The organism is Paenibacillus sp. CR_12 (assembly GCF_041953985.1).
Taxonomy (GTDB): domain Bacteria; phylum Bacillota; class Bacilli; order Paenibacillales; family Paenibacillaceae; genus Paenibacillus_AQ; species Paenibacillus_AQ lautus_A.
Genome location: NZ_JAVFHO010000002.1, coordinates 206955 through 232502, shown reverse-complemented (window position 1 = coordinate 232502; position 25548 = coordinate 206955). Strand labels below are relative to the sequence as shown.

The 25548-nt window shown below is 49.5% G+C and carries 21 protein-coding genes; 18 read left to right on the top strand and 3 right to left on the bottom strand.

What is annotated here, in order from left to right; genetic code table 11:
- Window positions 1-129: 129 nt before the first annotated feature.
- On the bottom strand, window positions 130-1617 hold the full coding sequence (locus tag RB297_RS04795) for an alpha-N-arabinofuranosidase (RefSeq protein ID WP_375119895.1): 1488 nt from the start codon (window positions 1615-1617) through the stop codon (window positions 130-132).
- A gap of 279 nt (window positions 1618-1896) precedes the next feature.
- Between RB297_RS04795 and RB297_RS04790 the strand changes: the two genes are divergently transcribed.
- The 12 genes from RB297_RS04790 to RB297_RS31040 all read left to right on the top strand — a co-directional run bounded on the left by RB297_RS04790 (window position 1897) and on the right by RB297_RS31040 (window position 14369).
- A complete protein-coding gene (locus RB297_RS04790) occupies window positions 1897-3606 on the top strand; it encodes an extracellular solute-binding protein (RefSeq protein WP_375119894.1) in 1710 nt (569 codons plus the stop codon).
- 88 nt (window positions 3607-3694) lie between these two features.
- The gene (locus RB297_RS04785) at window positions 3695-4597 is read left to right on the top strand and encodes an ABC transporter permease (protein WP_015735498.1); all 903 of its coding nucleotides are present in this window, start codon (window positions 3695-3697) and stop codon (window positions 4595-4597) included.
- 12 nt (window positions 4598-4609) lie between these two features.
- Window positions 4610-5488, top strand: a complete 879-nt coding sequence (locus tag RB297_RS04780) for a carbohydrate ABC transporter permease (RefSeq protein WP_375119893.1) — start codon at window positions 4610-4612, stop codon at window positions 5486-5488.
- Window positions 5489-5640: 152 nt separating this feature from the next.
- Entirely contained in the window at window positions 5641-7260 is a 1620-nt protein-coding gene (locus RB297_RS04775) for a sensor histidine kinase (RefSeq protein WP_228468915.1), read from the top strand.
- Window positions 7261-7263: 3 nt separating this feature from the next.
- Window positions 7264-8982: a response regulator transcription factor gene (locus tag RB297_RS04770; RefSeq protein ID WP_096773826.1), complete on the top strand. Its 1719-nt coding sequence runs from the start codon at window positions 7264-7266 to the stop codon at window positions 8980-8982.
- 647 nt (window positions 8983-9629) lie between these two features.
- Window positions 9630-10895, top strand: a complete 1266-nt coding sequence (locus RB297_RS04765) for an FAD-binding protein (RefSeq protein WP_375119892.1) — start codon at window positions 9630-9632, stop codon at window positions 10893-10895.
- 314 nt (window positions 10896-11209) lie between these two features.
- Window positions 11210-11404, top strand: a complete 195-nt coding sequence (locus tag RB297_RS04760; protein ID WP_375120563.1) for a zinc-binding dehydrogenase — start codon at window positions 11210-11212, stop codon at window positions 11402-11404.
- A 120-nt stretch (window positions 11405-11524) separates the two neighbouring features.
- Window positions 11525-12076, top strand: coding sequence for a dihydrofolate reductase family protein (locus RB297_RS04755; RefSeq protein ID WP_277745904.1), 552 nt, complete (start codon window positions 11525-11527; stop codon window positions 12074-12076).
- Window positions 12077-12221: 145 nt separating this feature from the next.
- Window positions 12222-12785 (top strand): dihydrofolate reductase family protein, encoded by a 564-nt coding sequence (locus RB297_RS04750; protein WP_375119891.1) that lies wholly within the window; start codon window positions 12222-12224, stop codon window positions 12783-12785.
- Between the two features lie 459 nt (window positions 12786-13244).
- A complete protein-coding gene (locus RB297_RS04745) occupies window positions 13245-13385 on the top strand; it encodes a hypothetical protein (RefSeq protein WP_176502405.1) in 141 nt (46 codons plus the stop codon).
- Window positions 13386-13403: 18 nt separating this feature from the next.
- The gene (locus tag RB297_RS04740; RefSeq protein WP_192571805.1) at window positions 13404-13790 is read left to right on the top strand and encodes a DUF1259 domain-containing protein; all 387 of its coding nucleotides are present in this window, start codon (window positions 13404-13406) and stop codon (window positions 13788-13790) included.
- A gap of 300 nt (window positions 13791-14090) precedes the next feature.
- A complete protein-coding gene (locus RB297_RS31040; RefSeq protein WP_452515075.1) occupies window positions 14091-14369 on the top strand; it encodes a hypothetical protein in 279 nt (92 codons plus the stop codon).
- A 73-nt stretch (window positions 14370-14442) separates the two neighbouring features.
- Here the strand turns inward: RB297_RS31040 and RB297_RS04730 are convergent, their stop codons facing one another.
- Window positions 14443-15285 (bottom strand): AraC family transcriptional regulator, encoded by an 843-nt coding sequence (locus RB297_RS04730; RefSeq protein WP_375120562.1) that lies wholly within the window; start codon window positions 15283-15285, stop codon window positions 14443-14445.
- Between the two features lie 116 nt (window positions 15286-15401).
- Between RB297_RS04730 and RB297_RS04725 the strand changes: the two genes are divergently transcribed.
- The 6 genes from RB297_RS04725 to RB297_RS04700 all read left to right on the top strand — a co-directional run bounded on the left by RB297_RS04725 (window position 15402) and on the right by RB297_RS04700 (window position 24684).
- Complete coding sequence (locus RB297_RS04725) at window positions 15402-17654, top strand: FAD-dependent oxidoreductase (RefSeq protein WP_375119889.1); 2253 nt, start codon at window positions 15402-15404, stop codon at window positions 17652-17654.
- Between the two features lie 53 nt (window positions 17655-17707).
- The gene (locus RB297_RS04720; protein WP_375119888.1) at window positions 17708-19252 is read left to right on the top strand and encodes a response regulator; all 1545 of its coding nucleotides are present in this window, start codon (window positions 17708-17710) and stop codon (window positions 19250-19252) included.
- Window positions 19253-19293: 41 nt separating this feature from the next.
- Entirely contained in the window at window positions 19294-21075 is a 1782-nt protein-coding gene (locus RB297_RS04715) for a sensor histidine kinase (RefSeq protein WP_375119887.1), read from the top strand.
- Window positions 21076-21356: 281 nt separating this feature from the next.
- Window positions 21357-22259: an ABC transporter permease gene (locus RB297_RS04710; protein ID WP_375120561.1), complete on the top strand. Its 903-nt coding sequence runs from the start codon at window positions 21357-21359 to the stop codon at window positions 22257-22259.
- The gene (locus RB297_RS04705; RefSeq protein WP_096773818.1) at window positions 22253-23113 is read left to right on the top strand and encodes a carbohydrate ABC transporter permease; all 861 of its coding nucleotides are present in this window, start codon (window positions 22253-22255) and stop codon (window positions 23111-23113) included. Before RB297_RS04710 ends, RB297_RS04705 begins: the two co-directional genes overlap by 7 nt.
- A gap of 32 nt (window positions 23114-23145) precedes the next feature.
- Window positions 23146-24684 (top strand): extracellular solute-binding protein, encoded by a 1539-nt coding sequence (locus RB297_RS04700; protein WP_375119886.1) that lies wholly within the window; start codon window positions 23146-23148, stop codon window positions 24682-24684.
- A 50-nt stretch (window positions 24685-24734) separates the two neighbouring features.
- Here RB297_RS04700 and RB297_RS04695 read toward each other — a convergent pair whose 3' ends face one another.
- Window positions 24735-25532, bottom strand: coding sequence for an AraC family transcriptional regulator (locus RB297_RS04695; RefSeq protein WP_015735483.1), 798 nt, complete (start codon window positions 25530-25532; stop codon window positions 24735-24737).
- Window positions 25533-25548 lie beyond the last annotated feature (16 nt).

Genomic DNA, 25548 nt, shown 5'->3' with positions numbered 1-25548 from the left:
ATGATGCAAATAAAGAACAAAATTCAAGCTTTTCAGAAGACTCAAGCAAAAAGCCATCCGGCTTCATCTGTAGGGAAAGTGAAGCTGTCGACAAATCAACGAACTCGGCCACTAGCTAGCCTGGGTGCATTAAGACAACACGATTTCAGCAACGCAGCAGGCGGGAAGGTGCATATCCAAACGGTTGTCCTTAATTGGAATAACCGGCATCTTTTTTATTTCGACTTGCGGGGGACGTCCGAACGCGTTGTGGCTCGTCATGGTCCCAGAAATGTAACGAACTTCGGCAGAGGAAAACGCTTGGCCATCTAACACGCAAAGGAGCTGCTGGGACTCATCTGCGGACAAGTTCACTACTGTCGCGTGAACGCGGCCGTCCGCCCGTTTCGATGCGCTGACGTGCAGAGCCGGCACCTCGGCTTCGGTTGTCCCCGTCAGCTGCGGTTGTATATAGCTTTCGATCCGTGTCGAATCTTGATGCCCTTTATAGAGATCGAATACATGGTACGTCGGTGTGAGCACCATATCCTCGCCTTCCGTCAGGATGACCGATTGGAGCACATTGACCAGCTGTGCCAGATTGGCCATCTGAACCCGGTCGCTGTGGGCGTTAAATATATTCAGGGACACTCCGGCGACAATGGCGTCTCGCATCGCATTTTGCTGAAACAAGAATGCCGGGTGAGTCCCAGGCTCCACCTCGTGCCAGGTTCCCCACTCGTCGATAATGATCGACACCTTCCCTTTGGGGTCGTAGCGATCCATGACATGTTTATGCCGGGTAATTAATTCATCCATATACAACGCTCGGCGCAGGGTGCGATAATAGGTCGCCTTGTCGAACTCCAGAGACGGACCTTTGCGCTCCTCGGGATATTCGTCAGATTTGTAATATCCCGGCATGGTGTAATAATGCAGAGACAATCCATCCATATTTGTGCCCGCTTCGCGCATCAAGGTTTCCGTCCAGGCATAATCGTTGCCGTCGGCACCGCAAGCAACCCTGAAAATCCGATGATTGCCGTAATTGCGAACATAAGTGTTGAATTGCTTGTACACATCGGCATAATATTCCGGCCGCATGTGCCCGCCGCATCCCCAATTCTCATTTCCGATGCCGACATATTCAACCTTCCACGGCTCGTACCTGCCGTTCTGGCGCCTCCAGTTCGCCATTGGCGAGTCTCCGTCAAAGGTCATGTATTCAATCCATTCGCTCATTTCTCTAGGGGTACCGGAGCCGACGTTGGCGGCGATATAAGCCGAGCAGCCGATCTGCTCGCATAGATCCAAAAACTCGTGGGTGCCGAATGAATTGTCCTCCACGACGCCGCCCCAGCCTGCATTCACGATGCGCTGGCGCTCAGCACCTACGCCGTCTTTCCAATTGTAATATTCAGCGAAGCATCCGCCGGGCCAGCGCAGCACCGGCACCCGGATATGCCGTAATGCCTCGACAACGTCGGTGCGTATCCCGCGGATATTGGGAATGGGGCTGTTTTCGTCGACATAAATGCTGCCATAAATACCTCGTCCCAAATGCTCTGAAAAATGCCCGTAAACATTTTTGTTGATTTTTCCGTACTTCCGCCCTGAATCGATGAACAGTAACGCCATAGCCTTCCTCTCCATTCGGAAAAATTATAATTGCTAGACCTGTGAACCTCCTTGCGATGTTCCATTATAGCGCTTTCATTTTAACGGTTCAACCCGATTTCATGCTCCCAAACGAGGTCGTAAAGAAATGATAAACTTGTTGAAAACTGCGAGCATGGGGTGAGACAAAAGAGTAAACAAATGTTAGAAATGTAACAGCTCGCCTGTATTCATTCCTAATTTTCAGGGTTAAAATGAAACGTGATTCAAGGCAAAAACGATTTCAAGGGGGTTATTAGCATGAAACGAAGGGTTTACCCGAAAGTCGTCCTCATCTTAGCGACAATACTTTTAACAGGATTGATCACCGCATGTAGTTCCGACTCAAACAATCAACAGTCAGCCAATCCGTCAGGAAGCAGTTCAGGCAAATCATCTGAAGGGGGAGCCGTCGCAGCGGAAGGACCTTTCGGCAAATATGAAGAACCGCTTACGATTCGATTTGCCCGCGATGTAGACAACGATATGCAGGATAACATCATACCCAAAACACCTGGCGAAACAGTGGAAGACAACCGCTGGTTGAAAGCGTTCTCGGAAAAACTGGGAATCAACGTAAAATACGATTGGACGGTCAGCGGCGGGGATGCTTATACCCAAAAGGTTAACGTAACGTTAACATCTGGTGATATTCCGGACATGATCCGCGTCACAGCCGCACAAATGAAACAGATGGCTGAAGCAGATATGATCGAGGATCTCACACCGTACTGGGACGAATATGCTTCTGACCAAATGAAGGAGCTGTACGCGGTGCAAGGGCCTGCGGTCCTCCAGGCCGCTACGGTTGATGGTAAGATGATGGGCCTTGGTCCGCCGGAGGTATACGGAGACGGCGTATTTATCTGGCTTCGTGCCGACTGGTTAGAGAAACTCGGGCTTTCAGAGCCCAAAACGATGGATGATGTGATTGCAATCAGTAAAGCGTTTACCACGCAGGACCCGGACGGGAACGGGGTCAACGACACCTACGGTCTAGCAATTACGAAGGATCTGTACGGCGGAGCCATGGGGCTGGAAGGTTTTTTTGCCGGCTACCACGCGTACCCGAACATGTGGATCGATGACGGATCGGGAAATCTGGTTTGGGGCAGTACGCTTCCTGAAGTAAAGGAGGGATTGAAAGCGCTGTCTTCAATGTATAAAGCCGGTGAAATCGACAAGGAATTCGGAGTTAAGGACGGCGGCAAGGTGGCTGAGACGATAGCCGCCGGCAAGGTGGGCATGGAGTTCGGGCAACAATGGAATCCGATGTACCCGCTCATCAGCAACTATCAGAACGATCCGGGTGCTGATTGGAAAGGCTACGCCTTGGTTTCGGTGGACGGGGAACCGGTGCTGTCACCGCAGAAATTTGCCGCATCGGAGTTCTGGGTCGTCAGAAAAGGATTTTCCAATCCGGAAGCCCTGGTGAAAATGTTTAATTTGCACATTGAGTTGAACTGGGGAGAAAGCGGAGATTTCGATTATTATTATATGCCCTCCGCCAATGACAGCGTAGGCGTGTGGAAATATTCGCCGGTACAACCTTACCCGCCATTTAAAAACGTGAATGCGTTCCAGGAAATCGAGAAGGCGCGTAAGAATAAAACCTTGGATCAGCTAACCGGCGAGGCACTGTCGATTCAGAAAAATATGGAAGCCTTCAACAATGGAGAAACCACTTTATGGGGATGGCCTAAAATTTATGGGGAAGACGGCGTGTTCCAGCATAGCGTGAAGTACCTGGAGAACGACCATTTCATGCTTGAGGCGTTTGCCGGACCGCCTACCCAAACGATGGCGGAAAAGCAGTCTACACTAAAAGCACTGGAAACCGAGGTATTTGTCAAAATCATTATGGGCGCCACTTCGATTGATGAGTTCGACAAGTTCGTAGAGAACTGGAATACGCTTGGGGGAGCCGATATGACCAAAGAAGTCAATGAGTGGTACGCATCTGTAAAATAAGTACCTAGGACCATGAGAAAGGATGCTGCATTGATCAAGGGCATCCTTTCCCTTCCTCATTCTCATCTTAAGAAACGGGTGATTTATTATGCAAAAAAGAAGCTGGAAAAGGGAATTGCCTCTGCATGTTATGATTTTGCCGGGTTTTCTTTTTTTGCTGGTATTCAATTACCTTCCCATTGGAGGAATCATTATTGCGTTCCAAAAGTTTATACCAGCGAAAGGTTTGTTCGGCGATCAGGACTGGATTGGTCTGCGCAACTTCGAATATGTAATGAACCTGCCCAACTTCGATAACATCATGTGGAATACGTTTTATATCGCGATGATGAAAGTCATTCTAGGACTGCTTGTGCCCATTGTGATTGCGATTCTATTAAACGAGGTCCGGCATATGGCATTGAAGAGAGGAGTGCAGACGGCGATTTACTTGCCCCATTTTTTATCCTGGGTAGTATTGGGCGGAATCTTTATCGAAATTCTGTCACCGAATGACGGCTTGGTCAACCGGGCGCTTCAATCGTTCGGGATTGAACCGATCTTTTTCCTTGGGGACAATCGGTGGTTCCCAAACACCATGATTTTGACAGACGTATGGAAAGAGTTTGGATACGGAACCATCATCTATCTGGCCGCGCTTACAAGCATCAACCCGAACCTGTACGAAGCGGCGCAAATCGACGGAGCGAGCCGTTGGAGGCAGACGCTTCACGTGACGCTGCCGGGGATGCAGATGGTTATCGTATTGCTTATGGTTCTTAATTTGGGGAATTTGCTGAATGCCGGATTTGACCAGATTTTTAACATGTACAGCCCGATGGTATATGAAAGCGGGGATATTCTCGATACCTTCGTGTACCGCATCGGACTGCTGGATGCGCAATTCGGGGTTGCAACCGCAGTAGGATTATTCAAGTCCGTTATCGCGCTTGTTCTCGTGTCCGTCTCCTATTACATCGCGTATAAAGTTGCGGACTACAGGATTTTCTAAGGAGGGACCGATATGCCTGTAAAAAAGAGGCTGGATTGGTTTGTTGTGTGCAATAGTATATTCTTGATCGCAGTCGGAATGCTGTGTCTGATTCCGATGATACACATCCTGGCCGTGTCATTAAGCTCCAGCGCTGTCGCTGCAACAGGAACCGTAACCTTGTGGCCGAAGGAATTTACGTTGAAATCCTATGAATTTGTCGCACATCGTTCAGCCTTTTGGCAATCGATGCTCGTTTCCCTGGAGCGCATCGCATTGGGAGGGACGCTGAATCTTATATTGATCGCTACAGTCGCATATCCGCTTTCGAAAGAAAAGGGAGAATTCCGGCTGCGCACCTTTTATTCATGGGCCTTTTTTATTACAATGATATTTGGGGCCGGATTAATTCCGACGTATATGGTTGTCAAGCAGCTCGGGTTGATCGACACGATCTGGGCGCTGGTCTTCCCAACTGCAATTCCTGTATTCAGTGTCATTTTACTGTTGAATTTTTTTCGAGCAGTGCCAAAGGAACTGAGTGAGGCCGCGTTTATCGATGGTGCCGGACATTGGCGAACGCTGTGGCAGATTTACGTTCCGGTATCCTTGCCGGCTCTTGCGACCATTCTGCTATTTTCACTGGTCACGCACTGGAACAGCTGGTTCGATGGGTTAATCTATATGAACGATCCCAGCCATTACCCGATCCAGAGCTACATTCAGACGATCGTCGTTCAGCGCTCGTTAGCCACGATGACGCCGGAGGAGGCCAAGCTCATGGCGGATATTTCGGATAAGACGCTGCGTTCGGCCCAGATTTTCCTTGGAGCTCTGCCGATCATCTGCGTGTATCCGTTCCTGCAGCGTTTCTTTGTCAAAGGAATTGTACTCGGGAGCGTGAAAGGATAAACACGAAAGGCCGACCTCGTTTCCCGCAATAATAATCGTGAATAAGGGAGGGAGGGCAGATCAAGAACAGCATTTTCGCACGATTGATCGCGTCCTTCTTATTGGCGATCGTCCTAATTATTTTCTTGGGCATCTATTTGTACAATTGGAGCTTGAACACCGTAAAAAATGAAATTATTAATTCTTCGACCGCACAGGTTTCGTTCTACCTTACCAGCCTGGAGGAGGAGATCGAACGCATTAAAATTTTGCAACACGAAAGCTTGACTGATGAATACCTGGGCAAACTCGCGGTACGTTATTCCATCATGGACGAGTATGAAATCATGGAAAGCATGCGAAAGCTCCATCAGCGTCTCGTCACTATTCATAACAGCAGCTCCTACACCTCGAATGTAAGCGCACACATTTTACCGATTCAAAAAACCATTTCCTCCACGGCTACCGTAAGTCCGATCGATATGGACAAATTCGATCAGATTCGCGTTCCGGCGGGGGAAACTGGCGCGCAGCTGGTACAATACAAGAATAATCTTTACATAACCACTCTTCATACCGGAAATGCCGGCTTGCCTCAAAAGTACATGATCGAGATTGAACTGGATACGGCGGCGTTTCAAGAGGCGTTGGGCCAGTTTCATACCTACGACAACAGCGGATCCTTTTTAATTGATCTCACGCACGACATCGTCATTAGCGGCAAAGGTAACGATGCAAATGTACGCTTACAAGATTTGGCGGGAAACTATCATGAACTGAAGAACGGGAACGTCACATACAGCAACATAAACGGTCAGAAAATGTATGTGGTGTCTGTCAAATCGGAATATTTGAATATGCTCTTACTGCGTTATATTCCCCAAGAGCTCATCTTTGTGCCGTTGCAGGATTTTTATATCTGGCTGTGGGTATTCACCGGTGCAGGCGCAATGATTATGTTGTTTTACTCTATCTACACCTATAACTTAATTCACAAGCCCATGCGTAAGCTTGTCGGATCGTTCCGACACGTCGAGAGCGGAAATTTTAACGTCTCGATCCACGTAAACAGCAAAAACGAGTTCGGTTATCTTTATCAAGGCTTTAATTCCATGGTACAGAACGTATCTGCTTTGATCGAGCAGGTATACAAGCAGAAAATTCTAAACCAGAGAGCGGAGCTAAAGCAATTGCAATCGCAAATTAGTCCGCATTTTTTATATAACAGTTTGTTTTTGATTAACACGATGGCCAAACTAGGGGACGATAATTTAATCCCGTTTACTAAGCTGCTGGGCGATTATTTTCAGTTTATTACAAGAAATGCTTCGGATTTTTTGCCGCTGCGTGAGGAAGTGGAGCACGCACGGACCTATAGCGAGATCCAGTTCATGCGTTTTCCAAGCCGGCTGACGATCCAATTTGAAGATCTTCCGGATGAGGTCAAGGAAATTCAGGTGCCTAGATTGATTCTTCAACCGATTCTTGAAAATGCATTCAAATATGCTGTGGAACAAACCAAAGTCAAAGGCTTGATCACAATGCGCTTTCAGCAGGACGACCACGCATTGCGTATAATCGTAGAGGACAACGGAACGGATCTGTCGGAGTCCAAATTATCCGCGCTCCAAAAGCTCCTTTACGATACGTCCAATATCGAGACCTCAGGTCTGATTAACATTCATCGCCGGCTTCGCTTGATATATGGTGACGAACACGGCCTGATTTTGGAACGAAGCGCAATGGGCGGCTTGAAGGTGACGCTGCAACTTGACCCGAAAGCGAGTGTGTAAGGGATGTACAGACTCCTGATTGTCGATAACGAAGAGATTATAGTGAATCATCTTTATGAAATTTTTCGAGGATTTGACCATTTGGATCTCGATGTCTATAAAGCATATGGGGGAGAAGAAGCCATCGAGTGGCTCAACCGTACAAGAATTGATATCGTGTTGACCGATATCGACATGCCCCACATTGACGGTCTGCAGCTCATGGAGGAGATTTTTCGAAGCTGGCCTCAGTGCAGAGTGATTTTTTTGACAGGGCACAGTGAATTCAGATATGTATACAAAGCGATTCAGTATCAGGATGTCAGCTATATTCTGAAGACCGAGAATATCGACAAAGTGATTCAGGTGGTTGAAGAGACCGTATCAAAAATCCGCCAGGAAATCAAAACGGAAGATCTGATCCGGGAGGCCAAAGAGCAAATAAACATAGCGCTGAATTTATTTCAAGAAGATTATCTTCTAGGCATGTTAAAAGGCAGCCGCGGGTTACAAGCCAGCCAATCACAGTTCGAAGAATTGTCGATCCCGCTGAATGTTAAGTGGCCGGTTGCCCTGGTCGTGGGCAAGATCGATAAATTCCCCGACTCTACCGGTTATATGCAGAAGATGCAGCAAATCTATGCCGTACGTCAAATCATGCATAGGTACTTAGCCACCCGTGTCAATTTTGTGATTGTGCTGGATGATAGTCGCAGATTCGTGATTTTTATTCAGCCTAAGGAGTCGTTGTCCGCTACCGGTACTGAGAATGCGGAGACGATCCTACAGACGTTCAATAAAACTGTGTCGTTCCTTAAAGGAATATTGGAGGTCATCCAGTCGGCATGCCAGGAAAATATCGGACTTCCGATCAGCTTTACAATCGGCAGCCAAGCGGATGGGTGGGAATCGGTTTCCAATAAGTATCACTCGCTCCACCACTTGCTCAATTACCGGATCGGACTCGAAAATACAGTTCTTCTGATCGACGATGTGGTTAGTCATGATGAACCCGATGAGGCAGGCAATGTTCAGGGTTTGAAGGAAGAGGATCTCGAAGGAGAAAGGCTTGCGCGGGTGCTTAAGTCCAACGATCTTTCGCTTATCGAGCAATATCTGGAGGCAGGACAAAGGAGTAAGTATTTTGAAGCCTTGGAGCTGCTTCTTGGTCCTATCAGAGACGTTCGCACGAAAAATAATGCTTTTGCCCAGGAAATTTATTACACCGTGTCCCTGTATTTGATGTCCTATATCAATCGATGGGCACTCAATGAGAAGATTGAAGCTCAGTTGGGTCAAAACAGACTGATGCGGATCGATTTTTTTGACAGTTGGAGCGAAGCTTCCTTATATTTGACGGAGTTATCGTCTGTGTTGTTCGACTTGCAAAAAGTAGAGCAGAAAAAACGCGCGGATCATATCATCGATTTTTTGCAGGAATTCATTCGGAATCATTTGGATGAAGACCTGTCGTTGGTGCGATTGGCGGAACAAGTATATTTGAATCCGTCATATTTATCCCGTATCTACAAACAGGAAACCGGAAACAATCTGACGGAGTTTATCGATTCCTCCCGTCTTATGCAAGCGAAGCGTTTACTTCATAGCGAGAATCTCCGAATCGGTGAAGTTGCCCGCCGTGTGGGCTACGAAACCGCAACCTCTTTTACTCGTTTTTTCAAAAAGGCTACCGGCTGTTCACCGCAGGAATACAAGGAAAAGCATATGATCCAAAAGCCATAGCCGGCATGCCAGCGCTGATTCGAAACATGCCGATTCTTATTCTTGACGAGGGCACCTCGGCTGTGGATGCAGACTGCTATCAAATTGAAACGACATAATGCCCTACATGCTTTCAACTACAAGATCAGAGTTCCCGGATACTATCGATGTGGCTCGCTGAATGAATCGCCACAATACCCCTGAAATGTCATCGAGAAATCAGGATCATAAGAATAATTTTGAGATGATAGAAGAGGGAACAGTAGCTAGCTTACTCGACAACCATGAGAAATTACTATTTTGCCGGGCACAAGAACATAATCCCATTAAAAGTCGCTAATTTAGCGGCTTTTTTTTCGGTACAAGTTCTTGGCCTGAGCCAAGGACAAGAACATCGTCCGGTTGCCGATTAGATAAGTTTCTAACTACGGATTCCATGCAATTTCATTATGCTAATGGGCAGGAAAGCGGGGCGCTATGCCGAATACCTAGTTTTAAGTTGATTTTCCTGTAAGGTAATGGTAAATCAACACAAACGTGCGATAGCCTCTGTTCGTGAAAGTTTATGAGTACCGTTTGACGGAAGTGAGGAGTATTTGGATAATCAGGTAAACCAATGATCAAATAGATTCAGGACAAAAACCAGCATATTAAATAGGAGCGTACATATGGGAGATAAACTGAACTGGGCCGGGAATTATCGCTACTGTTCGATGGAGCTGCTTGAGCCTAAAAGTCTAGAAGAAGTTAAGGACCTAGTTGTTAGCCGCACAAGCATTCGCGTGCTTGGCTCGCGCCACTCTTTTAACGGGATTGCCGACACCGGGGGCAGCCATCTTTCGCTTCGAAAGATGAATCGGGTAATCGATCTCGACCGTGTACAGAGAACTGTAACCGTCGAGGGTGGCATTCGGTATGGCGATCTGTGCCGCTATTTAAATGATCATGGCTATGCGTTGCATAATTTAGCATCGCTGCCGCACATAAGCGTGGCTGGCGCCGTGGCAACAGCCACGCACGGCTCGGGCGATCTGAATGCAAGCCTGGCGTCTTCTGTACGTGCTATCGAGCTAATGAAATCGGATGGAGAAGTTATGGTACTCACGCGCGGGATAGATCCCGAGTTCGATGGGGCGGTTGTCGGACTCGGCGGACTTGGAGTCGTCACAAAGCTTAAACTGGATTTAGTACCCTCGTTTCAGGTAAGTCAGACCGTATATGATCGTCTTCCTTTTTCTGCACTGGATCACGGCATAGACGAAATTTTTTCTTCCGCATACAGTGTCAGCTTGTTTACGGATTGGGCAGAGCCCATATTCAATCAAGTGTGGGTAAAACGAAAGGTGGGAATAAACGAGGAGGATGAGATATCTCCCGATTTCTTCGGGGCTTTGCCAGCTCCGGAAAAACGGCATATGGTAACTGGCCAATCTGTGGTGAACTGTAGCGAGCAGATGGGCGCTCCTGGACCATGGTATGAGCGGTTGCCTCATTTCCGCATGGAATTTACCCCCAGCGCGGGCAACGAACTGCAAAGTGAATATTTCGTTCCGAGGCGTCATGCGGTCGAGGCAATGCGTGCGCTAGGAAAACTGCGTGATAGAATTGCGCCTCTGCTCTTTATCTCCGAGATTCGAACAATTGCATCGGATACCTTCTGGATGAGCCCATGCTACCGGCAAGACAGTGTTGGTTTTCATTTTACATGGAAGCCGGACTGGGAGCGCGTGCGCCAATTACTTCCGCTTGTAGAACGTGAACTCGAACCGTTTGGAGCACGCCCACATTGGGCGAAACTGTTTACGATGGAGTCGGAAATGATACAAGCTCGGTATGAGCGGTTAGCGGATTTCCGTCAGCTGCTACTTCGATACGATCCAATAGGGAAGTTTCGAAATACGTTTCTGGATCATTACATTATGCATAGATGTTAAGGATTAATCACCATTTTAGAAAAAGTGATGTAATGGAATGAAACAAAAATGTTAATTTGTTGCATTCGCTAAGACCTCCAACACTGAAATATAGGGTTGGGGGTTTTTGGAAGGTAACATAATATATATTCCGTTAACTTCTTCAATAGTTAAGGAAAGAGGAAACGTATGGATATACAAAGTATCTCAGAAATGATAGATACAGATTGGCTTCGTACCCTATCAAACAACGATCTTCACTCTGAAAAAAGGAATCGTTACGAACTGGTTCTGCAATTCGATCGTTGCGGTTGACAAGAATTGTTTGGGAATTCATGTTCATACGCTCCACCTATCAGACAGCAGATATGATAGAGCATCATAAACTCCTTAATAAAGTCGCACGGCTCGTGGGCCAAGGTATCATACGGACGACCGTTGCACAGGAGTTGGAGTCGATCAACGCGGAGAACCTGCGTAAAGCGCACGTTCTTTTGGAGACAGGCCGGACAGTGGGCAAAATTGTTTAATTTACTATCCTCCATTTTACTAAAGTTGCATTCGGTCTGGCCCAGACTGTTCATATCAGCAATCTATGAGAAACATGGCCTGCTTTTGGATGATAAAATGTAGGCATAAGGAGGTTGCATATGGGACGTATAATCCTGATGATGAATGTGACACTGGACGGTTGCTGTGACCACACGCAGGTAATTGCGGATGAGGATCTCCACCAGTATACGATGGACTTGATGGACGAGTCGGATGGTCTGCTTTTCGGACGTAAAATCTACCAGTTGATGGAAAGTGCTTGGCCATCCATTGCCAGCAGCGGCGACGGACCTCAGTTCTTGGTCGACTTCGCGCGGAAGCTCGATCGGAAACCCAAGTACGTCTTTTCGCGGACGCTGGATCACGTGTCGTGGCAGAACTCTTTCTTGTTGAAGGGGCCTGTTTCCGAGGAGGTGCCGCGACTTATGGCAGAAGGGAAGAACCTAGTCGTTAACGGCGGTCCCGGACTCGGGTCCACCCTGGCAAAACTAGGCTTAGTGGATGAGTATCACTTTCTGGTGCAGCCCATCGTTGCCGGACATGGCCCCCAATTATTGGGAGGAGTTCGTGATCGACTGAATCTGAAGCTGACCGAGACCAAGCCTTTCGGCTCCGGCGTCGTCGTGCTCCACTACACGCCCGTTCGATAATACTGCCTGGCTGATCACCGCGGCTTGGCGCTGCTATACGAGCCATAATACATTTGTCGGCTGCTTCGTTTATATCACAAGGAGTGCAAATTCAGAAGACATACTTGGTCTGGCTGGAAACTGAAAATTGGAGGGCGTTATGGAAATGGCTAAACTGATCTATGCAGCCAACGTTTCTTTGGACGGTTACATTGAGGACGAACACGGCAATATCGAGTGGACGATCTCCGATGACGAGGTATTTGCGTTCTGGACTGACTTCGAGCGGCCGATTGGCACCTACCTATACGGGCGCCGATTGTACGAGTCGATGGTGTACTGGGAGACGGCGAGCGCCAAGCCCAGTGATCAACCAGAGGTAATACGGGAATTCGCACAGATTTGGCGAGCAGCTAAGAAGATCGTGTTCTCCCGGACACTTCTGGCGGTTTCAAGCGCCAGGACTAGGATCGAGCGCGAATTCGATCCTGAAGCGATCCGGAGGCTGAAGGAGTCTTCAGGAGCCGATATCACGATTGGCGGCCCCGAGCTTGCTGGGGAGGCGATGAGAGCGGGACTGATCGACGAGTGTCATCTGCTTCTTAATCCGATCGTCTTGGGTGGAGGTAAACGAGCATTGCCGGACAACCTCTGTATGCGGCTCGAGCTGCTCGGTGTGCGCCACTTCCCAAGCGGCGTTGTTCATCTTCACTACCGCATGATTGTCTGACAACGGCGCTAGATTGAATACAAGAGATGTCATGTTATCAGATACCGGTATGGCGATAGGCTGATATAAACAAAGTCGCACAATGTGCGGCTTTTTATTGTGCATAAAGCATCACGTTGGCAGGAACGATCACAAACCCACGATGACCTTGTTACTCGTAATCATGTCTATCGTGCTCGATGTCACGCATGACGAAGACCCTGCCTGCATAATTCAGGTGGGGTCTCTTCATATGAATTAATATATAGGCGTACCCCCACTGAGCTTATTGATCAATGGTCTCCAAAACACAGCCTAATCAAAATCTTCTCTTTCGCAAGTTTAGCGTAATAAAATAAATGGTATCCGTGGGCTGCTGTACGTATCGCGTTTCTCCGATGCGGCATTAGACTATATCAGGACTTCAGGGCGAATGCCTTGAACTTACAAATGTCTAGTCTTCAGTAGGAGGATATATCTGTGCCGCTCAAAAAATATGTTACCCCGTTGGCTATTCCCCCGATTGTAATGCCGAAGCTCAGCCGAGCCAGTGGTACCTATTACGAAGTGAAAATGAAGCAGGTCAAGCAAAAGCAGTACCGGAATCTGCTACGCTTTTAAGGAGGAATTCGGTTGAGCATGAGTAGAAATGAACGTATTTGCGGAAGGTTTGCCAAAATCATTGGAGGAACCCCCGGATTTGCAGGCGGAAAATGCGTCGCAACCATTTCGCGGAATCGAGTAAAGGCAACGATTTTAAAGAAAAGATTTATGTTAACCTCATCATTCTCGTTTGAATCGTTAAATGCTGTGACTGGTAGAGCGTTGTGTTTGGGAAGAGTTGCCCTGTTGCAAAAGGAAACGGATCGGTTTATCGCAAGCCTTCTTAAACAGGGCATCATCGTTTCGTCCATTCATAACGAATGGCTGTTCGAGCGCCCCAGATTGATCTATGTCAACATCGAAGCGGTACAAAAGCCGCTCATTTTCGCCAGAAAAGTCAGAAGAGCGCTTGACTTGCTGTAACCACTAGGCTCGCCTCCGCTTGGTCAGTTTAGCCGTGGTGGCTACTAGATATAACAAAAATCCAACTACACCGCGCGTGGTACCGCTTTTTAGTTGTTCTAGAAGGGGGAAGAACAAGTAAAGCCACCTGCAGTGCAAGCGGCCTTCGCTCTACCAGTTCAGGACAGAAGACCGAGAGTTGAAGGATCATCTGTCCCAGTTTTGTATCCGTCTCACATACACTGCCTCATGTGGCCTTGCAAGCAATAAAAATGATTTGAAACGTTGATGAACAAAGGGATGAAACGGATATACAGGCAAATGAGGAATTCAAAATGGAAGAAGGACTGGAAGACATTACTCAATAAAATCGTACAGTCCCTTCATCCGAATCGGCCGCTAAGCATCCCCGTCTCCCTAAGCGAAAGAGACGATGCGTGGTGTCTGACAACGGTCAAGGCATACCACTGCCGCAACAGGAAGAATATCTTCGAGCGGTTCATCCGCGGCGAGAACAAGAAGCATGCCGTTCGCGGCCAGGCCTTGGCCATACGCTCGCAGGCAGTTGGCTCAAGCTCAAGGCAGGCTGCTAACGGTTAGGGAAAGCTCGGAACAATGAAGTCTATTTGTCCTGTCGCTTCCTACTATTGAATAGAGGGGATTGTTGCAGGCATTAGACCCGGTTCGTTTTCCGGTAAGCGGAAGGACTGACTTTCATCAGCTTCGTGAACACGCGGCTGAGATAGAAGCCATTGTTGAAGCCGCAAGCTAATGCGATCTGCTCTAAATTCAGATGGGTATCGACGAGCAAGGACTTTGCTTGCTCCAGCCTAATATGGCTTAAATAGCGCGAAGGAGTCATCCCCACGCTTCGTGTGAATCTGCGGGTGAGCTGAACGGGACTGATGCCCAGCTCGTCCGCTAGCAGCAGCATGCTCATGTCCTTATAGGCGTTTTGCTGGATATAGAGCCGAGCCTGCTCCATCAGAGGATCGGCAGGTTCTTTGTCTACGCCAACCACGCCGGCCGCTATCGACTGCAAACAAAAGAACCAAATATCGTTCAGCGCATGGTTTTGCCAATAGCTCCGCTGATCGATCTCCGCGGCAGCTTCGTCCTGCCTCTTGAAATATCTCAAATTATCGGCAAACCTCTCCTTATGCGCGACTGTGGGCTTGTAGGCAGAAGCCGCTAAACGATGATGGACGTCCTGCTCTGCCTCTTGCCCTGCAACCGCCTCTCCCGATATAGAGCCTAACGAAAATCCGATGAAATGAAAGGACGGCGCATGGATAACGTCGCGATGAAAATCGACGCCCGGAGGGCAAACGATGACGTCGCCCATCTGCGCCACTCCCTCGCTGTCGCCGATCCCATAACGGAAGCTGCCGCCCTCCACAGCAAATAGAACCCAATGTCCGTAGGTGTCCACGCTGTATTGAAATTTCTTCTTATGATTCCAAAAGACATGATGCATTAGGCTAGGATATAGGATGGGGCTTCGATTCAACATCATCACCGCAATCAGCTCCAGAATGAAATAAAGTATATGCCAATATGATAGCGCAGTGCATGTTAAATAACGACCCCCTCGATTAAGATGATAGTAATTCTAGACTTGGGGGGATTCGATTGAAGTTTGAATTCGTAAAATCCGACATTACCGTTATTGGTGGAGGATTGGCCGGCGTATGCGCTGCCGTTGCAGCCGCACGTCTCGGCCAAACCGTGTCGCTCGTGAACAACAGACCCGTACTCGGAGGCAATTCTAGCAGCGAGGTACGGGTGTGGGTATGCGGCGCTACGGCGCATGGCACGCAGCGTTACGCGAGAGAAACCGGCATCATGGGAGAAATGTTCGTCGAGAATCAATACCGGAACCCGGATGGAAATCCGTATTTATGGGATCTCGTAGTACTTGAGACGGTCCGAGCTGAGCCGAACATTGCTTTGTTTCTCAATACGGATGTGCACGAGGTCGAAGCGGAGGGCGCGGAGGAGGAGCGCACCATTAAGTCGGTCACGGGCTGGATGATGGGCTCCGAGCGGAAAATCCGGTTTGAAAGCGATATGTACATAGATTGTACAGGAGATGGCCTTGCGGGTTTCCTGGCAGGCGCTAAATACCGGATCGGCCGCGAGGCAGCAGAGGAATACAACGAGGACTGGGCTCCGGAGACGGCGGACGATATTACGCTTGGCAGCACGCTCCTGTTCTATACGAAGGAGGCCGATCGGCCGGTCAAATACATTCCGCCGAGCTTTGCGAAGGACATTACCCAAACGGCGATCCCGATGAAGCGGGTCATTCGCAGCGGCGACTCAGGCTGCCACTATTGGTGGATCGAATGGGGCGGCGAGCTGGATACGGTGCATGATAATGAACGAATACGCGATGAGCTCTGGTCGGTCATTTACGGGGTATGGGATTATATCAAAAACTCCGGCAATTTCGATGCCGATCGCATGACGCTGGAATGGGTCGGATCGCTCCCTGGCAAACGGGAGTATCGCCGATTCACAGGAGATTATATGTTGAACCAAAACGATATTATCGCGCAGGAGCCCTTCACTGATCGCATCGCCTTCGGAGGCTGGTCGATAGATCTTCATCCGCCGCAAGGCATGTATTCGACAGAGAGCGGTTCAAAGCATTTATTTTCGGACGGCATCTATCATATTCCATTTCGGTGTCTGTACTCCAGCAACGTCAGCAATCTGATGTTCGCAGGCCGCGATATCAGCGCAACTCACGTCGCATTCGGTACCACGAGGGTAATGGCAACCTGTGCGGTCATCGGCGAAGCAGCCGGAAGCGGTGCCGCACTGTGCGTGCAGAAAGGGATATCGCCGCGTGCGCTGCACCGTGACCATATGAACGACCTGCAGCAGACGATGCTCAGGCAGGATGCGTCGATTATCGGGATCGCGGCAAACGACCCTAACGATCACGCCAAGTCGGCCCGTATTACGGCATCCAGCACAATGACCAAAGTTTCGCTGACGGACTCAACCTATACGCACCCGTTGGATAAAGAACTGGGCATCCTGTTTCCAGTGAATCCCTCGCTTGAATCGGTGAAGCTGCTGATCGATGCGGCAAAGGCTGCTACTCTTGAAGTGGAGCTGTGGCATACGGATAAAGGTGAAAACTACGTGCCAAAGCAGATGGTAGCTGAAGCATCGGTGTCAGTAGCCGAAGGTACCGGGCAATGGGTTAAGCTGGACTTATTTTGGCAGCCCGATGCAGCCTGTAATGCATTCCTTATTATTAAGGCGAACGAAGCGATTCAGCTGCACGGATCGGATTGTCCGATGACCGGCGTGCTGTGCTTTGAGAAGGGGCCAAAGCCGATCGTCTCTACGCTTTTAGAGGATCGTCAACCGGATCAGCCGGTCGTACAGTGGAGCATGCGTCGTTGGAACCGCAAGCCGCTGTGTCTGCAGGTTACGCCAAATACGGAAGCGTACGCTGCCGCAGCGGTGACGGACGGGTATATTCGGCCGTTTGCCGGTCCGCATTTATGGATGTCCGAGCCGATGTCTCCAGGCAAACCGGAATGGCTGCAGCTGGAGTGGGCTGAAGTGCAATCGATCGCCGAGATCCACGTCACCTTTAACGACGACGTTAATGAAGATTTAATCAATTTGCACCATCATCGCACGGCTTTCGAAGCGATTCCCGAGCTCGTCCGAGCTTATCGGATAGAGGCGCTCATCGGTGAGGAGTGGGTTACACTGGCTGAAGAGAAGCACAACCACAAGCGCAAAAAAGTGCATAAGCTAAGCCGTTCCATCTCGTCACATACGATTAGACTATGGATCGACGAAACGAACGGAGGACCATGCGCGGAGGTTGCCGAAATAAGAGTTTATGCTCTATAATGGAATAAAATAAATGACAGCGCTTTCATTTCAGGCGTAAAGGAGAGGATATCATGGTCATAAAGCCGCTTGGCGTATTGATCGTTGAAGATGAAATTCCTCTGCGGCAAGAGCTTCGGCTATTTCCATGGGAGGCGTGCGGAGCCGAATGGATAGGGGAAGCGAGCAACGGCTCGGAAGCGATGCAGCTATGTGCTGAACGCACGCCAGATGTCGTGATAACGGATATTACGATGCCGGTTATGGACGGCATTGCTCTCATTCGGGAACTCCGGAAGCGGCACCCGCACGTTCAGATCATATTGTTAACCTGTCACAGCGATTTTCATTACGTACAAGAAGCGCTCCGTCTTGGAGCGCTTGAATATATTTTGAAGGTGTCATTGGAGGAAGAAGAGCTTAAGCAGGCGATGGACAAAGTGAGAGCTGCGGTCGTCAAGGAGCGCATGGTGCAGGAGCATGCGAGAAGGGAACAGAGGCAGCTGCAAGCCGCCTTATTCGGCAAGCTGCTTCATGGGCAAGAGCCAGCCGGCTCCGATTGGCAATCGATGACGTTAAGCGTAGATCGTCCGATTCGGCTGGTACGACTTCAGCTAGACATTCCTCCATTAGCCTATCTACCCGTGAAGGAAACGGTTCGGCAGAGACTGACCGAGCAGGAAAAAAGGGATCCAACTTGGCTGACTTGGCTGACAGTACGGGAGCGGGAATATTTTGTTCTGCTTGAAGGCAGAACTTCTGCCAATGCTGTTCTTGAGTCACTCCGCACGGTCGTTCAGCATTTGACGGAGCTGTTGAATAGGGAAGAGACCAAGCAGGGACGGTGGGCGACAGTATGTGCCCTATTTAGCAAACCGGTCGCATCGAAGGAAGAAATTGCATCGGCGCTCGCCTATTCGAACGAGTGGAAAGATGCGCTGTTTTACGACCGATGTCCCGAGGAAAGCGCTGTGTACGCGCAGCATTCGCTGCCTCTATCGGATCTGACGGAAAAGAAAACGAAGGAATTAAACGAGATGCTGAGAAAAACATCATTGTCTCTTGCGAGCTTGAAGGAATGCTTGCTTGGCGAGTTCAGGGATTGGTGCATCGCTGAGCGAGTGAAGCCAAGTCAACTGAAGGAACGGATACTCCATTGGCAGGTTGACTGGCACAGGCAGCAAGAGGGCGCTGAGCTAAGCGCAGTCCGTATGGGGCTATTAATGGACGCAGGAACGTTAGCCGAGATGATTACCAATATTGTTCAGGTTATGGAAGCTGTCGAGCTAGGGAAGTCGCGTTCGCGCTTTGAGATTCGGTTGGCCGTGCAATGGATCAAAGACCATCTCAAGGAGCCGATCTCACTGCCCGTTATTGCAGAGCAGGTAGGATTGAGCCCACACTATATCAGCAAATTGTTTCGCGAGGAAACGGGGAGTACGGTCAATCAGTATATTACCCGTCTTCGTATGGAGAAGGCGATTGAGCTTCTTAGGCATTCGAATAAGAAGGTATATGAGATCGCGGAAGAGGTCGGCATTCCGAGCTACCGCTATTTTACCGTTACGTTTCGAAATTGGACCGGGGTATCGCCGACGGACTATAAACGGAATGGCTGAAAGCACAGGTGAGAGAGAACGAGCGCGAAGGAAGGGTGGAAATGAGGAAACTGTTTCATTGGTATGCCAGCCTTGGTCTCGCTTCCAAGCAGTTTATTTATTTGTTCATCGTGACGCTGCTGCTCGTTCAAGTGCTTGCATGGCGAAACCTCCACGAGGCGGAAAGTGTGCTTCAGAATCAAGTCATTCGCGATGCCATGCTGCTCGTCAGCCGGACGAATCAATATATCGATGCAAGTTTGGATAATGTGGAGAATATGCTGCTGCTACTCTCGACCCGCGCCGATTTGCTGGAGGAAGGCAATGAGGAGGCAGCCGTCGAGACGCTTCGCAAGTTCGCGGGGATTAACAATTCCATTGCCAGAACTTTGTACATGATTCGAGCTGACGGCCAAGTATTTGCAAGCTCGCAGGTCGTTTATGACATCATCGGCAATCCAAAGCTGGACCAGCTCTATGAGCTAGCGCTGATTAACTATGGGGCTATTAACGTGAGCGAACCTTATGATTCGCCGATGTCGGGGCGAACGCTTGCTTACGTATTGCCTATTGCGGATGCAGACAATAAGGTGAAGGGTGTCGTTGTCGCCGAACTTAATCTCGATTTGCTCACAGAGCGTATTGCGCCAATGATCTATCAATCTTACATACTGTTCACGAAGGAAGGCAGCGTCATTAATCGGCTGGATTCCCGCGATAAGCTGCTCCCCTTCCAATCGGCCTCGTATCCGCCGAAGCTGGAGGAGAGCTTTCGAGGGCAGCTCGCCTTGCTAAAAGTCGGCGTCAGCGGCATAGAAGGGGATTCCTTGAATCCGCTCGTTGCCGTGAAGTCGACCAAAAACCGTCTAGGCTGGTCGCTTGCGGCGTTCATCGAAGAGGATTATTTCTATCAGGACCTGCAGAAGCTGAACAGCAACTACCGGACCGCGAGTATCGTATGGATCATGATGCTACTGATCAGCGCGTATCTGCTCAGCCGATCGTTCACGCATCCGATTCGCCGATTTGTCGAGAAGATGGACCGTCTTAACAACTTTCAGGTCGTGGCGAAGCTGCCTGTCACGAGAATGGACGAAATCGGCAGGCTAACGCAGAGCTATAACGCTATGCTCGAGAGGATTCAGAGCCTGCTCCAGAAGACGAAACATGCGGAGGAGCAGAAGAAGGAATACGAGCTGAAGATGCTGCGAAGCCAGATTGCGCCCCATTTTCTGTATAATACCCTTGCCTGCATAAGCAGCTTGGCAAAGCAGCAGCGTATCGACGAGCTGCGCGATACGATTCGTTCGCTGGTCAAGCTGTTAAGCTTCAGCTTCGACAAGCAATCGGAATACGTATCGCTTGAGGAGGAGCTGGAAGGGCTGCGAATGTACATGCATATTCAGCAGGTGCGCTTTGGGGAACAATATCAGTTTATGATTGATATCAATCCTGACCTTTTGCAGTATCGCATACTTAAGCTTACGCTGCAGCCGCTTGTAGAAAATGCACTCTTTCATGGACTAACGCCGAATCACGGCGGGCTTATCGTCGTGAAAGGCGGGCTGAGGAAGGGTGTTCTGAGACTCTATGTGCGCGATAACGGAATAGGCATCAGGCGGGAGAAGCGAAGCAGGCTGCTGTTGGAAAATCAGGACGGTGGGCAGGGCTCCATGTACCGGTTTACGGGCATCGGGCTGCGGAACGTGCATGAGCGAATTCGGATCCATCACGGCGGGACGTACGGCTTGCGGATCGGAAGCGCGGAAGGGGCAGGAACTGTGGTCCGCGTCGATATGCCCGTCCTGACGGAAAGCGACGAACGATTAGGTATTTGGCGTTAACCAAAAACGATACCAAGGCTGTCACGTGGTTTCTTCAGGCCATTCGTGACAGCCTTTACTCATTTATCGTTGATATTGATGCAGATGGATCCATACTCGATGTTAATGATGATGAAGGAAATGCTTACATTTTTTACGTTTTTGTGTATATCGAGGAGACGTCAGGACCTTTATACTTACCTTATTGGAAGCGCATTCAACTAGGGAGGGATACGATGGAAACCAACCATAGCCTAACGCCAGCCCCTCGGATACGGTTTTCTCTGCGGACAAGGCTGCTCATGATTTTAAAGTTAGCATGGCGGTTTAAAGCCTTTTACATCATGCTGCTGCCCGGCATTATTTATTTTGTCATATTTCGGTACTTCCCGATGTACGGAGTCATTATCGCTTTCAAAGATTTTGCAATACTGGACGGCATAACGGGCAGCTCGTGGGTTGATCCGTGGTATAAGCATTTTCAGAGCTTTTACGAGTCGCCTTATTTCAGCCAGCTGCTGACCAATACGCTGTTGATCAGCCTCTACAAGCTGTTATGGGGGACGCTGCCGCCGATCATGCTGGCCGTACTGCTGAACGAATGCCGCATTCGCTGGCTGAAGTCGATTGTACAAACGCTGACCTACATGCCGCACTTCTTGTCTTGGGTCATTATTTTCGGCATTCTTTTGACGCTCTTCTCCCAGAACGGCGGTCTCATCAACCGCTGGATTGTGGAAGCGGGGGGAAGCTCGGTACCGTTTCTGACCTCGACGGAATATTTCCGCAGCATACTGGTTGGATCGGAGGTATGGCAAAATCTCGGCTGGGGTGCGATTATCTATTTGGCCGCGATGGCGGGCATCGATCCGACGCTTTACGAGGCGGCGAAGGTGGATGGTGCGAGCCGAATGCGAATGATTTGGCATATTACGCTTCCTGGCATTAGAAGCATTATCGTCCTGCTGTTCGTTCTGAAGCTTGGCCATCTGCTTGATGCAGGCTTTGATCAAATTTACATTCTGTACAATATTCAGGTATACCCGGTTGCGGACATCATCGACACATGGGTTTACCGAACCGGTCTGCAGCAGCTTAATTTCAGTTTGGCGTCGGCAGTCGGATTGTTCAAATCGGTCATCGGACTCATCCTTGTGCTAGGAGCTAACCGTGTGGCGAAGAAATGGGGTGAGGGCATATGGTAAGGGGCCTCGATGATAAAATTTTCAACGCAATTATATACGTCATTCTCGGAATATGCGGACTTGTCGCCATTCTGCCGATCCTTTATGTCGTATCCGTATCCATCACTCCGTTCGGAGAAGTGCTGCGTAACGGCGGATTCATATTGTTCCCAAAGGAAATTACGTTTTCCGCTTACCGCACGCTGCTGACGGAGTCCAATATTCCGAAGGCGTTCCAAATAACCGTTCTCATTACGGTGATCGGAACAGCGGTCAATCTCGTCTTGACGGCACTGATGGCGTACCCGCTTAGTCGCCGGAATTTGCCGGGAAGAAACTTTTTTCTTCTCATGATCGTGTTCACCTTGTTGTTCAGCGGAGGGCTTATTCCGACCTATCTGGTCGTTAAGTCGATGGGGCTGCTCGATTCTATCTGGTCGATGATTTTGCCGAATGCAATCTGGAGCTTTAACGTTCTTATTATGAAAAGCTTTTTTGAAGGGCTGCCGGAGGAGCTGTTCGAGTCGGCCCGAATGGATGGAGCCAAAGAGTTCCGCATCCTGCTGCAAATCGTTACGCCGCTTTCCGTTCCTGTCTTGTTGACGGTTGGATTGTTTTACCTGGTCGGCCATTGGAACGAGTTTTTTCAAGCGATTTTTTATGTGACCGATCGCACGCTGTATCCGCTGCAGGTCGTCGTCCGGGAGATTCTGATGCAAAGCCAGCAGCCGCTGGAGAACGCGGAAAATATGATGCCGACGCAGACGATGCAAATGGCATCCGTCATGATTGCGAGCTTGCCGGTCATCGTGATCTATCCGTTTCTTCAAAAGCATTTTACAAAAGGGATGCTGCTTGGTTCGATTAAAGGTTAACCGATGAAACCATTCAGAGAGGGGTTAAGATCATGAAGAAATTAGGGACTTTGCTCGTAGCCGTTTCATTAGCGGGGGCCATGCTTACGGCGTGTTCGGGTGGAAACAGCAGCGGTAATCCGGGAAATCCTTCGGGCGCTACCGCCAAGCCCGGAACGGAAACGACGGAGCAGTCTAGCGGCAAACCGGTTAAGCTCGACATTATCGAGACGGGGAACAATCTTCCGTCACCCGATAAAGACATCATTAAGCAGGAATTGGATAAGGCGCTGAATATCGACCTGAACCTGACGGTATATCCAGCAGCGGACGATTACAACAATCAACTAAACGTTCGGATGTCCTCGGGGAACTTTCCCGACTTGTTCATGGTCGACCGGCAGCAGTTAATTCAATTTTCCAAGCAAGGGCTGCTGCTCGATCTGACGCCGTATATGGATAAATTGGAGCAAACGGTGGCGTTCATCGGGGAGGACAGCGTCAAGAAGGGGATGGTCGACGGGAAAGTATATGGCATCTCCAAATCTCCGCAAATCCCATACAATACCTTGTGGATCCGCAAGGATTGGCTCGACAAGCTGAAGCTGGAAGTGCCGACGACCGTGGAACAGTTGGCTTCCGTAGCGGATGCGTTCACTAAGAACGATCCGGATGGAAATGGCAAGCCGGATACCTTTGGTCTAACGGGCAGCAAGCTGAGTGCATTCTCGACCGTTTTCGGAGCCTTCGGCGTCGGAATGCCAGGCAACTTCTACGAGAAGGACGGCAAAGTCGTCAATGCGCTTCATGAGCCGGCAATGAAAGATGCTTTGGCCTTTATTAAGGACATGATTGGATCCGGATCGGTTGATCCGGAGCTGCTGGCCAACAGCGGTTTGCAGCATCAGGAGAAGGCGATCAAAGGGCAGGCGGGCATCGTCTATATCGATTGGCCGAACATGACGAAGGAGCAGTTCGTGGAACAGATCAAAACCGTTAATCCGAATGCGGAATGGCTGCAAATCGCCGCTCCTTCGGGTACAGGAGGACAATTCGACGGTTCGTGGGATATCGGCGCGGCGCCTGGGAGATATGCCATTCCGAAAGCGCTTGAGAAAGACCCGGAGAAACTGCAGCGGGTGTTCGATCTGCTCAACTATATTTCGAATCCGGACGGAGGCTCGCTGCTCGTGCAGTTCGGGGTGAAGGATACGCACTTCACACTTGAGGACGGCAAGCCGATGATGACGGACAAAGCGGGCGAAGTCGGCCATTCTTGGCTGTACCAATTCACCGGCAGACCGGAAATGGAGTATTTGCAAGCGAAGTTCGCCGCACAATCGGCTGCAATCGAATTCGCGAACGATCAACCCCGTATTGAAGCGTTGAACGGATTTGTCGACAATCCGGAGGGGTATAACCCTGCCGATGCGAATCGGTACATGGAAGAGGAGATCGCGAAGTTTATTTACGATAAACGTCCATTGACCGAATACGATGACTTTATCAAGACGCTGGAAACGTCCATGAACTACAAAGCGTTAGTGGACAGCGCCATGGAACAGCTCAAGGCGCTCGGTTACGGTGACTAAATAACGGGAACGAAAGGCCGACCTCATTCGATGCAGGTCGGCCTGTTCTATTATACGCTATGCGTTTTTCGGTACGACGAAGGATTGACGCCGCACAGTTTTTTGAAGCTTTTGCTTAAATGATGTTCGTCGGTAAATCCGCAATGCTCGGCGATTTGGGCAAGGGTAAGCGAAGAGTATACAAGGAGTTGCTTCACCTTGTCCATTCTAAGATTAGTCGCGTAGGCGCTTGGCGTTATGCGGAACTCGCGTGTAAACAGTCTTGTCAGCTGCACCTGGGTTAGACCAAGCTCCACAGCGATCGACTTCAACGATAGGCCGAATTCTGCTTGCTGCTGAAGCAAATGCAGGGCTCGCCCAAGGGTCGGATCCTCGCTGAACAAGGTCATCGTATGCTGCTCGGATTGCTCGATCTGAAGCAAATAGAGCAGATCCCTGAGAAGATGTTTCTTGTACGTATGACCAATCCCTGCATGCAAGTATTGGGCTTCGCGAAATTGAGAGAGGGTGGATTGGAAGCGTTTGTGGTTCAATAGCCGAAGCTTGCCGAAAGTCGGGAAATCCGCCGCACGCGGCGGCCCCTCTAGGGAATTGATCCATTGAAACCCCATGAGATGGAATGATAAACCGTCCGTTTGCCGGTAGAAGGTTAGATCGGGCGGGCATAATACGATGTCATCCTTGACCGCCCTTCCGCTTTGGCTGCCCATTCTGTAATTAAAAGCGCCTTCTTCGACGATGAACAACGCCCAATGATCATATGTATCATGCGTTTTCTGAAATTGAGGGGTATCCTTCACGTAGACATGGTATTGCAAATCGGGATCCAGAAATCCGCTGAACTCCATTGCATGACAACAACCT